6 protein-coding genes and 1 tRNA gene are annotated in these 12,915 nt (G+C 59.6%); 1 reads left to right on the forward strand and 6 read right to left on the reverse strand.

What is annotated here, in order from left to right; all coding sequences use genetic code 11:
• Positions 1-202: 202 nt before the first annotated feature.
• The 4 genes from JMN37_RS10845 to JMN37_RS10860 all read right to left on the reverse strand — a co-directional run bounded on the left by JMN37_RS10845 (position 203) and on the right by JMN37_RS10860 (position 1,580).
• Positions 203-290 (reverse strand) — tRNA-Ser (locus JMN37_RS10845).
• Positions 291-339: 49 nt separating this feature from the next.
• A complete protein-coding gene (locus JMN37_RS10850) occupies positions 340-546 on the reverse strand; it encodes a CsbD family protein (protein ID WP_070363288.1) in 207 nt (68 codons plus the stop codon).
• 90 nt (positions 547-636) lie between these two features.
• Positions 637-1,065, reverse strand: coding sequence for a nucleoside deaminase (locus tag JMN37_RS10855; protein WP_071567969.1), 429 nt, complete (start codon positions 1,063-1,065; stop codon positions 637-639).
• Between the two features lie 41 nt (positions 1,066-1,106).
• Complete coding sequence (locus tag JMN37_RS10860; RefSeq protein WP_070975138.1) at positions 1,107-1,580, reverse strand: tRNA adenosine deaminase-associated protein; 474 nt, start codon at positions 1,578-1,580, stop codon at positions 1,107-1,109.
• A 52-nt stretch (positions 1,581-1,632) separates the two neighbouring features.
• On the opposite strand from JMN37_RS10860, the gene JMN37_RS10865 reads away from it, so the two are divergent.
• Positions 1,633-2,664 (forward strand): prephenate dehydrogenase, encoded by a 1,032-nt coding sequence (locus tag JMN37_RS10865; RefSeq protein WP_252932165.1) that lies wholly within the window; start codon positions 1,633-1,635, stop codon positions 2,662-2,664.
• 76 nt (positions 2,665-2,740) lie between these two features.
• On the opposite strand, the gene JMN37_RS10870 is transcribed toward JMN37_RS10865, so the two are convergent.
• Positions 2,741-4,711 (reverse strand): hypothetical protein, encoded by a 1,971-nt coding sequence (locus JMN37_RS10870; protein WP_071573760.1) that lies wholly within the window; start codon positions 4,709-4,711, stop codon positions 2,741-2,743.
• Positions 4,712-4,854: 143 nt separating this feature from the next.
• Positions 4,855-12,387, reverse strand: a complete 7,533-nt coding sequence (locus JMN37_RS10875; RefSeq protein WP_252932166.1) for a carboxypeptidase regulatory-like domain-containing protein — start codon at positions 12,385-12,387, stop codon at positions 4,855-4,857.
• Positions 12,388-12,915: the final 528 nt, after the last annotated feature.

Raw genomic sequence — 12,915 nt, forward strand, 5'->3', positions numbered from 1 at the left:
CGGCATTGATGGTCAGTGGAACCCCAGCTTAGGCGTGAGAAAAGGGTGGGCTGGACGCAGCTAAACACACACAAAATGTCCCTTATCGCGACACGCCGTAAAAACACACAAAATGTCCCTTAAGCCGGCACTCGCGCACTCGGGCCCCCAAAAACCAAAAAACAACGCACCCCAGGCGAACCCAGAGTGCGTTGTTTTTAATTGGCGGTAGCGGCGGGATTTGAACCCGCGGAGGTTTTACCCTCACTCGCTTTCGAGGCGAGTACCTTCGGCCGCTCGGACACGCTACCGCAAACCAGAGTAACGGTTCTTGCCCGAGCAACCAAATCAAGGCGGGGACTAGTCGTTCAGTTTGTCCTCGACCTTGGCGGCTACCTCGTTTGCCTTGTCCTTGACGGAGTCGGCAGCCTCGTTGACCTTATCCTTTGCATCGCCAATGAGCTGGTTGGCCTTGCCTTCGTTCTCGAGGGACTTGTCGTCGGAAAGCTTGCCAGCTGCTTCCTTAGCGGTGCCCTTCAGCTTGTCTGCTGCTCCTTCAAAAGCCATGTGATTGCTCCTTTTCGTTTCGTTCTTAAGCTAACGGTTCCCCATCGTAGCCACTTTGGCAGGGCGGCACTGTAACGATTCGGTTAAGTATTAGCGCAGGTCCCGGAAAAATTCGGCGAGCAGTTCCGCGTTTTCGGGTTCCATGATCCCGCCGCGGACTTGGATTTGGTGGAGGTGGTGAGGGTCGCGGAGGGCGTCAAGCAGGGAGCCAACGGCGCCGGTTTTGGGCTCGAAGGCGCCGAAGATGAGCGAGTCGATGCGGGCGCCGAGCAGGGCCCCGGCACACATGGTGCAGGGTTCCAAGGTGACGACGAGCTCGCAACCGTCAAGGCGCCAGGTCCCGAGGGTGCGCGCGGCGTCCCGGATCGCTTCGACTTCAGCGTGGGCGGTGGGGTCTTGGCGTTGTTCGCGCCGGTTGACGCCGCGGCCGATCACCTCGCCGCCAGCGTCGAAGACGAGGGCGCCGACGGGCACGTCGCCGGGCGGGGTCGTTGCCGCGAGGTCGAGCGCTTGTTGCATGCGGGCGGTGGCGCGCCGCTGCCAGCTTGAGCAGGCCACCGTTACCGCAGTGCTTCGTGAAGTTCGTCGGCGAAGCCGAGGGCGTCGGCGATGTCGTCGATGAGGTCGGCGGGTTCTTCGTCGGCGTCGAGGAGCAGGCTGAGGCGTTCTTCGGTGAGGCCGAGGTCGGCGAGGATGTCGAAGTCGCCGTCGGCCCAGCTGTCGGTGTCGTCGAGGTCGATGTCGGGGATGTCGCAGCCGGCTTCTTCGAGGGCGTCGGCGGCGTAGTCGTCGTCGACGGCGATGGGGGCGTCGCTAAGGAGGATGCGTGCCCTGTTTGGGCCTGGACGCAGCACCACAACGTACTCATTTTCGACGTTGAGCAGCGCAAACGCCGGGCCTTCGCTGCGGAGGCGGCGTACTGCGGCGATGGTGTCTTCCAGCGAGTCGAAGCTGTCGTTGTAGCGGTGCACGGACCATGCGCCGTCGTGCTGGGCGACTGTCACTGCGTACCCGTCTGGAAATTCCTGTGCCATGTCTCACGACATTAGCCTGCACGCAGTGAATTTGTCACTAGAATGTGAAACCGTGACTGCCTCATTCCTACATTCTTCGCGCCACCTGCCTCCCGTCTGCATTGTTGGGCTGGGGTTGATCGGTGGCTCCATCATTCGCGACCTCACCGCGGCCGGCCACGATGCGTTCGGCTACACGCACTCGAATGCGGGCACGAGGGCTGCGCAAAAAGATGGTTTCGACGTCACCAACGACCTCGAGGCCGCACTGCAGAAGGCAGAGGCGCAGCAGGCCCTGATCGTGATCGCGGTACCGATGGATGCGGTGGCGACCGTCCTGGACGCCATCGCGGAGCACGCCCCGAGCTGCGGCATTACAGACGTGGTCAGCGTGAAGCAGCCGGTGTACGACCTCGTGCTGGAGCGCGGTCTTGAGGAACGCTACGTTGGCGGGCACCCGATGGCCGGCACCGAGTTTTCCGGCTGGTCGGCGTCCCAAGAAGGGTTGTTCCAGCGCGCGGCGTGGGTGGTGACGTATGACTACGCGGAGAGCGTCGACAAGGTGCCGCAGACGTGGGCGAGCCTGTTCGCTGACGTGTGCAACCTGGTCGCGGTGACGGGCGCTGAGGCCGTGCCGGTGTCAGTGAAGCGCCACGACGAGGCAGTGGCCCGCGTGTCCCACCTGCCGCACGTCATCGCGGAGGCGCTCTCCGTGGTCGGGGATCGCGGCGGCACGCTGGCGCAGTCGCTGGCGGCTGGCTCATTCAAGGGCGCCACGCGCGTCGCGGGCACGGACCCGTCGCTGGTCCGCAACATGTGCGAAACCAACGCGGAGAGCCTCGTGCACATCATTGACGAGTTCACCGAACTGCTTGCCGACGCCCGCTCCGCCCTCTCCGCCGACGCTCCTTCCATGAAGCGCCTCGCCGAGAACGGCCACCGGGCGCACACCCGTATGCTGGCGCGTTCGGGCGCGCGACGTGAGTCGGTGTCACCGGTGAAGATTTCTTCGCGCCCTGTGATGCGCCTGCACCCGGGCGCGCCAGGCTGGGTGAAGCAGCTGCGCCAGATCGAGTCTCTGGGCGGGCGCGTCGAGGTGTTCTAACTCGCGTTTGCTAGGTACGGCAAAGGCCCGAGGGGATCACTCCCTTCGGGCCTTTACTCTGTACTGCTAATGCGCTTTATGCGTCGCGGCGACGTCCCATGAAGACGTACGCGCCACCGATCAGGAACAGCACAATGCCGAGCGTGATCACGCCGGACATCGGGGTACCGGTATCGGCGAGGTCCCCGCTGCGGGTCGACGTGGTCGTCGAGGAGGACTTGCTGGAGCTGCGCTTGCTGGTGCTCTTCGCCGTGGAACGGGACGCTGCCGTGCTGCGGGACGTTGCGCTGGTCGTGCGTCCGGTGGACACGGTGCCGGAGCTCTTCGAGTTAGAGAACGTCGAGGTCGTCGAAGTCTTCGAGCTTGTCGACTTCGAACCTGCAGCTCCCGCGCCTGCACCCGCAAGGGCACCGAACGCGCCGAGCAGTGGCTTGACTTCCTTGAATACCTCAAGGATCTCCTGCGGCTTGGACATCGTGCTCGTTGCGCGGGTGTCCTTGTTCAGGGTGATTTCCTTGACCAGGTCGTCCTTCTTGATCTGGATGGATTTGTTCTTGTAGCCTTCCGGTGCCTCTACGAGGCGGACAGTGAAGCTCTTGTCGTTGAGCTCTGCTGGCAGGGTGGTAGACAGGTAGCCGTCGGCGTCGGTTGCGCCTTCGAGTTCGAGGTTGTCCAGGCTCGGGACGACCAGGCGTGCGCCCTCGACCGGCTTCTTCTTTTCACCAGTGCCGGCGTAGATCTCGACCTCGAGCGTGCGCTGCTCGGTGGCCTCTGGCGTCGGAGTTGAGGACGGCTTCTCACTGTTGTTGGCCGGAGGCTGCTGCTTGTCCGCATCCTTGTTCGTCGGCTCAGCAGGTTTCGCAGCTTCAGCGTCAGACTTCGTCGGTTCGGACGGCTTCTTATCCGCCTGCTCCGCAGTATTGTCAGACCTCGGGGCCTCCGCATCGGCCTTCGTCTTGTCCGAAGCCGACGTATCCGTGTCCTTTTCCTCACCCGCGTGCTTGATGGCGGTGAATCCGAACTTCTTATCGGCGCCGAGCACCTCGCTGAGCGTGTCGTCGCCGTCCTGGGAGAACGTGGCCACGAGCTCGTCGCCAGGGCCGATCTTCAGCTGCGTCGGCTTGAACTCAACGGTGTTGCCGTCCTTGTCGCCGGCAACAAAGACGTCGGTGTCCTTGGTCACTGCGTAGGCAACCTCACCCAGACGATCGATGCCCTCGGTCTTCACGCCACGCGCCACCTTCAACGTGGTCACGCTGAGCTTGTCGGTGTCGGTGTTCAGGGTCCACAGCGCTGGCTTGCCGTCGAGGGTTTCAGCGTATGCGTGCAGGTACTCCCCCTTCGGGTCGACCTTCTTGGAGGCCGTGCCCCACGCACCGGGTGCCTTGAAGTCCTTCGGCTTGCTGAAGGTATCCACCGACACCTTGTGCTCGGTGAACACCGGGGTGGAGGCCGTGCTCAGCTTGTCCAGGTCGATGGCGTAGTAGCTGTCGCCGTCCTTAGCCAGCTCCTCCGACACAATCAGGCGACCATGAGAGGTAATGGTTGCCGTGGTGATGTCGGTTGGAAGTGCGCCGTGCTCGACGCGTGCAGCCCCAAGATCCTCGACGTTGCCCGTCGCCGGGTCGATCTTCAGCAGGTGGTTCTCCTGCGGCGCGGTGGACAGCGCGTAGACGCTGCCGTCGGTTGGGTGCCCCGCCACCGCCGTGTACGTCCACGCACCGGACTCGAGCTCTACACCGCTCGTACCAGTGCCCGGCTTATCACTTGTCGACGCCTTCTTCGCCTTCGCTGGCGTCGTCGCCACTGCTGGCGCACCCGCGACGGACGGAGAAACGCTCACGGTTGGGGTGGCGCTGGCGCTCGGCGTCACGCTGGAGGAAGCAATGCTCGAAGGAGCGGTTGCTGTCGTGGTGACGGGCGCCTGGGTGGGCGTCTCGGTCGTGGTGTCAGCGTTCGCTGCCACTGGGACGAGTGTGAATGTCCCGGCGAGTGCGGACGCCATCGCCAAGCGGCCGTAGTAACCAGCGGTCTTCGAAATTTTCATTGTTCCCTCTCGTATAGGTTGCGGGGCTGCAAACCCAGTAATCCACCATTCAATGTACAAAACGATGTGGTACTTCTCAAGCAGCAACCCGCCACCATTTTCGTGGTGGCGGGTTGCTTTTCGCTCGTCCTTAGCGCTTTGGGCTAAGAGACCTTTTCCTCACTAGGGGTCTGCTCTTTCTTGCTGGAGCTTTCACCCTTGCTGGAGCCGTCAGCACCAGCTTCGCAGGCTGCGTAAGCAAGGCCCACCGCGATGGCACCGACCGCGACCAGGATGATGGCCAGCACTGCCGGACCCGCTGCTGGGTGCAGCTGCTCAAGCTGGCGGCTGATCTGGTTCATCCACGCCGGACGCTCGATTGCGAGCTGCGGCATGGCCTGGTTGAACTGCTTGACCACGGCGTTGAACTGATCCTCGTAGATGACCAGGCTGCCCGCCATCGCGCCGACCAGCAGGCCGAGCGGGATGAGGTACATCGCCGGGTTCGAGGCGGAGGAGGTCTCCGTGATGCAGCGCCCAAGGGAGCTGCCTTCCTTCGGAACTTCCGCCTTCACCAGCTGGATGCTGAGGTCCGTCGGCTGTTCTGCTTCGACCTCGAACAGCTTGGTGGTGATCTTCCCACCCTTGGCTGCCTTCTCGGTCGGGATGCCGTACTCGCCAGCGATTTTCATGACGTCCTCGGACGGGTTGGTCACGCGCAGCTTGTACTTGCCTGGCGTGACGTTGCCGTAGGCAAACTTTCCGTTACCGTCGACGGTTGCGCTCAGGGAGGTCTTGTTGTCCTCCGAGATGAGCTCAACCTTCGCCTCCGTGAGCAGGCCAGCCGGCAGGCCGCTGAGCACACCATCGATGTAGCCCTTCGGGGTCTTGCCCTCAGACACAATCACGTGTGCGTTACCCCACGAGTTCTTGTTCGGGGTAACCGTCAGGATTGACGGTGGGTCCTCCTCGTAGATGCCCTTCTCTTCTTCAATACCTGGGCTACGACGCGGCTGGTCAAGGTCGGCCTTCACCAGCGCCTTGTTGTGGTGACGGGTGCCTGGCTTCAGCGGCGGTAGCGCAGCGGTGAGGAAGACGCGCTCGCCTGGCAGCAGGGTGCGGTTCCAGTCGCTCGGCAGGTCGATTTCCATCGGCTTGCATTCGTTGGAATCGTCTTCGCTTGTGCCTTCATTCCACTCGCAGACCTCGTCCGTCAGGGTGACGTTGTACATCGGTGCGGCGCCACGGTTCATGATCTCGTAGGTGAAGTACATGTCTTCATCCACATCGAGGGACACTGGCTTGTTCTTATCCACACCGAACCGTGCGTTGACCTTCTTCTCCACAGAGGCAGAACCAATTCTTGCCACTGCGTTATCAGGTGTCGACGCCACCATCTGGCCCTTGCTGCCCGTACCGCGGGCCGTCGCGATGTTGTTCACAACGGACATGTCCTTCTGCGGCGGAATCTTCGCGGAGGCAAACACGTGCTCGCCCGGCTCCAAGGTGCGATTCTCTGGCTTATCCCAGCCCTCAGGCCAGGTGATCTTGGCATCTCCCAGGAATGGGTCATCCAGGGTGATGTTCTTGATGATCTCGTCAGTCTCGTTGGTGATCACGAAGCCGTAGATCAGGTCCCAGTCCTCAGGGAGGATCGGGGCGCTGTCCATATCGTCGGCATCGTACCCGCGGACACGCTTGCTCAGCTTGAGCTGCTTCTCCGTCAGGTGGACGCCAGGGATTGCAACGTCCTGGCCAGGCTTGACCGGAACGTACATTGGGTCTACGTTCTGGATACCCTGCGGGGTGAACACCTCGATGGTGGAGGTACCCGGCAGCGCCTTATCGAAGACGAACTTACCATTCTTGTCGGTGGCGACCACGCTGGTATCACCACGCGGGTCGGTCGCGGTCACGATGACGCCTTCGACTGGGTTGCCGGAGCCGTCGTCAACAACACCTTCGACGTTGCTTCGCGGTGCCTTGATGCTGACAAGGCCAAGCTCGATCGCCTTGTCCTCAGTGACAGTGACCTTCTTCGGCCAGCCCTTCGGCTTTGGCCAGCCATCTGGGACGTCGAGCTCAATGGTGTACTCACCTGGCTCAAGGCGATCCGTGGTGAAGTAGCCGTCCTTGCCAATCTTCACCGCTGGAAGTGTCTCGATAGGCTTGCCGTCCTCGTCAAGGCGTGGGCTGCCGTCCTTATTCTTTGCGGTGCCCTTGATGCGAACCGTGCCGCCCTTGATTGGGTAGTTGCCGTCATCAAGGAGCCAGCCGCTGATCGTGCCTGGTGCTGCACCTGGCTTCGGGTTCGGCGTCGGCTTACGCTCAAGATAGACCCGCAGGTCGCCGTTCGTCTTGCCAGCCTCAACAACGACACGCTGGTAACGCGGCGTATTGAAGCCCTCCGGTGCCTCCACCTGGACGACGTACTCGCCCGGCTCGAGACCGGAAGCCGTGAAGATACCCGAATCGTTCGTGGTGACCTGCGTAGATCCGCCACCGAGGCGGAGGATGTTCACCTTCGCGCCAGCAATCTGCTCGACTGGCTTGCCCTCGCTCACGCCGAGCACGTTGCCCTGCAGGGTACCCGTGGTCGGGGTGTTCTCAACTGGGATCCTCTCCAGTTTGATGTCCTGGGCATAGTTGTCCAGGCCCGTCTCGATGACAACGGTGATGTCCGCACGCTCGAGGTAGCCCTCCGGCTGCGCGATCTTCAACTGGTAGTTACCGGTTGGGATGCCGTTGCGACGGAACGAACCGTCAGCGTTAATAGCCACCGGGTAGCGTCCAGCGTCGCCAACAAGAACCAGGCCGGTCTGCGGCAGCGGAGCATTCGTCGCCTTGTCGTAGACACCACCGATGAAGCTACCGGTTTCGGCCTCCACCTCGCTCTTCTTCAGCGTGATGGTCGGGACGACACGCTCCTTACCGGCGTCGATCTTGACCGGGATGTTGTCCACCGGTTCGTAGCCAACAGGCTGGGTCACCTTGAGACTGTAGGAGCCTGCTGGGATGGTGGCGTCGTCAAATGTGCCGTCTTCGGCGACCTTGACGTCGATGGTGTTGCCCTTGCCGGAGGTCGGCTCGAGCGAGATACCAACGTTCGCAACCGGTTCACCGGCCTCGTCCTCAACGTTGCCCTTGATGGTGCCCTTCGTCGGCTTCGTCTCGAGGGTGATGTCAAGAGCCGTTTCCTCGGCAGGCTTCACCGTGGCGGTCAGACCGCGGACCGGCTTGAACTTCTCCGGCTGCACAACGTCAACCGTGTAATCGCCCACCGGGACCTTGGTGAAGGAGAACGTGCCGTCTTCGGCAGATTCAGATTCGATTGGCTGCTGGCCTGCTCGCTGCAGCTTGATCTTGACCTTGCCAACAGGCTCGCCGTTCTCGTCACGGACAGTGCCTGCAACGTCGCCGATCTCGGCGGTGAACTTAATCACGCCCAAGTCAGCTTCCTTGCCTGGGTAGACCGTCAGTGGTGGAACGCTTACGCGCTTGTAGTTGTCCGGGGACTTGACCTCAACATTGTACGTACCTGCTGGTAGCTCTGGCACGGCAATGTTGCCTTCGTTGTTGAATTCCAGATCGATTGGATCGCCGGACTCCGGTACCAGTCGGATCTCGGCACCGTCGACAACCTTGTTGTTCGAGAATTCGACCTTACCCTTCATGCTGCCTGGCTTGCGCTGCAAGGAGACCTGGACAGGATCCGTACCCTGGCCAAGCACAACCTCGAAGCTTTCGCTCTCACCAGCGAGGTGGGTGTCAGTCTCCTCGACCTTCACCGTGTAGGTACCCGGCTCCATCTTGTCGAATGCAAAGCTACCGGACTTATCGGTGGTCTGGGTCTTTACTACCTCACCGTTCTGGATCAACTGTGCTTCGACGCCTTCGATGGCATTGCCGCCGTCGTCAAGCACGGAGCCGTTGAGGCGCTTAAAGTCTCGGGTGACCTCGATGGTGATCTCTTTCTGATCACCTGGCAGCAGACCGTTCACGGTGAGGTTGTTACCGGTGTACTCGCTAGTCTTCGGGACCTCAAAGGTTGCGTTGCCTTCGCTGAGGCCCTCGACGACGAACTTGCCGTCCTTGTCAGTCGTGACTTCTTGCGTGCCTTCGTTCGTCACCTTGACGGTGGCGCCAGCAACTGGCTGCTTGTTTTCGTCGACGACGGTACCGATCACCGTCGCGGACTCGTTGGTCACCCTGACGAATTCCTTGTTATCAGCTGCTGTGGTGCCAGGCTTGATGGTGACGCCGGACTTCGATCCGCCCTTGTGGCGATCCGTCGGCTCAACCTCAATCGTGTAAGTACCTGGGCGCAGCTCGTTGAACTCGACCTTGCCGTTCACGTCACCGGTGCCCTTGGTCTCTGCACCGTTTTCATCAATCAGCTTGATGACTGGTGACGCGATAGCACGGCTCTTCTCATCCATGACGTGGACCGTCATGGATGCATCTTTACGACGCAGCTTCACATCGCGAACGACGTTGCCCGCTGCATCGACCTTGAGTTCAATAGCCTGGGCCTCGTCGTATGCTGCAGAGTCTTCAATGGTGACCTTGTAGGTACCGACTGGAACCTTATCGAAAGCGACCTTGCCGTTTGCGGTGGTCAAGTCCTTGTTGATTTGCGTCTTGTAAGCGTCAGACTGCGTGCCCTTAAGCCGCACCTTCACACCGTTTACTGGCTGCCCTGCATCGTCAGTGACGTTAATCGTGACGGTGCCCGGGTTACGGGTGACGATGTAGTTAGCGCGGCCACCTGCAGCCCACCTCACGGTGACCTTACCCTGCGTCGAACCATGAGTGTCGTTTGCCTCAACCTGGACGATGTACTCACCAGCAGGCAGGTTGCCCGAGGTGTACACGCCGCGCTCGCCTTCGGTCCAGGTAGTGTCAACGTCCTTGAGAGTCAGCTTTGCGCCACTGACTAGCTCGCCGGCCTCATTACGGACGGTCGCGACAATTGGAGCGCGATTTTCCTTGAGGTCAAACTCAACCTTTGCAGCCTCTCCAGGCTTGACGGTGACAGACTTGGTCGTCTCGTCGAAGCGGCCATCACCCGAGTTTCGGACCGTGACCTCGTACTTACCTGGCAGCAGCTTCGCGGAACCGGTATTTGCAAAGGAGAACTTACCGCTCGAGTCAACGCCACCGAAGTCGATGTACGCGCCGTTCTGGCCCTTTGCTTCCACCGAGACACCACCCGAAGCAGGCTTCCCGTCGATGCGGACGGTGCCTTCAATGCGGGAGGTTGCTCGGTCGACCTTGATGTCTTCGACAGTCTTCCTCTCCGCTGCCTTGAGCGCGGAGAACTTCTGCGAGGCCTCTGCGTAGGTGCCGTCACCTGCGGCAGCAACGGTTACCGAGTCAGTACCAGCCGCGACCCTGTTAAAGGTGTAGTAGCCGTTCCAGTTCGTACGAACCGTCTCATTGCCAACTCGAACTTCGGCATTCACCACTGGCTTGCCATCGTCGTAGATGACGCGACCGTTGATCTCGCCTGGGTTCTTCTTCAGCGTGATCTCCTGGACTTGCATGCCATTCTTGGGATCAATCGTGACGGTTCGAGGAGCATTCTCGAACGTGTACTTGTCGCCCAGGTCGCCCTTCGGAGAAGTCAGCTTGAGATCGTAGGTGCCTGGGTACAGCACCTGCTGGACAAAGCCGTTCTTATCAGTGACGCCCTTACGTCCTTCAGCCCCGTTTGCCTTCTTATGGTTCGGGCTCGGAGCGACTTCCCACGTCACGCCCGCAGCGCCCTCTTCACCGCCGAGGAACTGGAGAAGGAGTTCCTTCGTCATAAAGTTCGGCTTCAGCGGGTCAGGAAGATCGTAGGTTTTGCCGCCTTCAGTCTTATTGACAGGCACTGACGTATTCAGTTCGTAGGTGTAGTTATCAATTGCATCGACCTTGACCTGAACTGTCGCAGTGGGCTTCACGCCTGCAACAACGAACTGGCCGCGACCGTCCGTCTTCACGCTCTTGCCGTTTACAGAGACCGTGGCACCAGAAATTGGCTTATCGAACTGGTCAAGCACCACGCCCTGGTAGGAAGCCAGCGTCTTGGACACTGTGGCGCGCACAATCTTAGTTTCGCCTGGAAGCACGAACTCATAACCGCTGCCTACGACCTTTCCGTTCCGGTCGATCAGCTGGACGGATACCTCACCTGGGTTGACAACACCGAGGTCGTATCCTGCTTGATTCTTGTATGGGTAGTCACCCCAAGTCTGATTGTTGTATTTCAGGCGAATCTTTCCGCCATCAAAGTTCTCGTTGCTTGGGACCTGGATCTCTACCTTAGCGCGGGCCTCTTTCAACGTTGGTCGGAAGTCAACTCCGTCGATCGTACGGTTACTAATATTCACCGTTCGTGAAACGGTATTGATGTAGTCACCAGAGAGCTGGAAGCGGTAGCTTCCATTGTCCAGACCCTGAATCTTGTAATCCCCAGAGTCCAGGAGAGATACCTTCCGGACCTCGCGTTTGTTTTGGTCAAACACTGTGAGGGTAAGCCCCTGCGCAGCATTGAACGAGTAACCAGACGGCAGGTAAACCCTACCGCTTACCTCCTTGCGCTGCAGGTAGAACCTGATTTCACTTGGCCGGTTCCCTGGGATATTGAACGACTGTGCTGATGTAGGGAAGTACTCATCCGAGCCGCTGTACCAAATTTGGTAGTCGCCGTAGCTTCCGGTTAGTTCAGTCGACGACCAATTCCCATGGTCAATTGAAGCTCCGTTACTCGGGCCAAGGTCGGTACGTTTGATCTGCAGGCTACCTCCCGTGTTCCACAGCGGGTAGCCATGACGATCGTGCATATGGACCAAAACGGTCCCCTTGCGCTCCTCAAGTTTGATATTGAGGTAGGACTGCTGGTCAGCACTGATTGTAACGCTACCGCTTGACGTTGAAGTCTTATCGTTCAGGCGAGCTTCCCAGCCGTACGTCCCAGCATTGAACTTCTCGCTCACAAACCAGCCGTTGCCACCAACTTGAACTGGGCGCCCATCAATCTTCAGGTCAACATCGGAGGCCGAGTAGCCATTCGGTACCTGTACAAGGCCCGCTACCCAACCTTGTTTGGGGGCTTCTGGTTTCTTTTCCTCAGCTTCACGGTGCCCAAAGCCTCCCTGAAGGCGACCTTGCTCGAAGTTTCCCAAGAGCTTTCGATCGAGATCGTTCGCAGACTCAATCCACAATGAGTGGACGTCAGACTGTGGGAGGTAACAAGGCGAAGAGGTGGTGCACTTGGAGGAGAGATCAAGCTTATAGGACTTCCCGTCAGAGGTGATCGGAAAATCAAACTCGCCTAGAGTCTCAACAACTTCAGCACCCTGCTTGATCTGGACTTTTACCTTACCGATCGGCACGATCGGCTTTTTGGACTCCAGCCAAGGAGTGATTGTAAAAATCCCGGAGATAGGGATTGGATATCGCGCCGACCCTACAGACTGTATCGCCCACGAAATTTTTCGCTGCCCCTTTTTAGTCACTTTTGCCTGCTGAATGGGCAAATCAGTGATAACAGTTGCCGACGCCGACGGCAGCGCCACCTCGGCGGCGTGGTCGCTCACCGCCGGGACGGCCATCCCACCGATAGCTAAAGAGAAAGCGGTCGCCGTAGCAACGGCCGCTTTGCGAATGCTGGAAAACAGCCCGCGTCCGGACTTACCGTTTCCGGTCATTATGGTCTCCTGATTCGTACGTTATTGAGAGAAATTCGAAGCCTAGGAGCGAGCGCACAGACTTCTCCTAAGTAATCTGTACAAATATACGTCGTTTACCACCGTCAGCTCAAGCTAAGAGCTACATATACGCAGCGCAAGAATCGCAAATCCCCTCTTCGCACCGCTCCAACTATCGACGCCCCCTCCGACCTGCGCCCTTAGTCCAAATCAATGAGGCACCCCCAACACACACCGGGCAAACCTTGCAAAAGCTGAGAGCAGCGGGTCCCCCTTTTTTGTTTCCCCAGTTCACTGATGGCCAATGAGGAAATGAGTGCCAAGAGACGCAATCCGAGAAAACGTGACCAATATACGCACAGGTCAGCAAAGGACTAGACTTCAAGGGGTGCGTCTTTTGGGGGTTAAGGGTCAAAAAGTGTGTCCGGAATCGCGGATTTTCACGGATTGACCTGTAGGTTTCCGGAAAGTATATGCTCCGGAAGCATATATCTAGCCCCCGACGGGAAATCCTCGGTGTGGCAGCCG

The sequence above is a fragment of the Corynebacterium lipophilum genome, assembly GCF_024102595.1.
Taxonomy (GTDB): domain Bacteria; phylum Actinomycetota; class Actinomycetes; order Mycobacteriales; family Mycobacteriaceae; genus Corynebacterium; species Corynebacterium pseudogenitalium.

Excerpts from the sequence above, each read along its gene's own strand:
- JMN37_RS10855 (WP_071567969.1), bottom strand. The coding sequence starts at position 1,065 with ATGCAACAAGCGCTCGACCTCGCGGCAACGACCCCGCCCGGCGACGTG.
- JMN37_RS10875 (WP_252932166.1), bottom strand. The coding sequence starts at position 12,387 with ATGACCGGAAACGGTAAGTCCGGACGCGGGCTGTTTTCCAGCATTCGC.
- JMN37_RS10870 (WP_071573760.1), bottom strand. The coding sequence starts at position 4,711 with ATGAAAATTTCGAAGACCGCTGGTTACTACGGCCGCTTGGCGATGGCG.
- JMN37_RS10860 (WP_070975138.1), bottom strand. The coding sequence starts at position 1,580 with ATGGCACAGGAATTTCCAGACGGGTACGCAGTGACAGTCGCCCAGCAC.
- JMN37_RS10850 (WP_070363288.1), bottom strand. The coding sequence starts at position 546 with ATGGCTTTTGAAGGAGCAGCAGACAAGCTGAAGGGCACCGCTAAGGAA.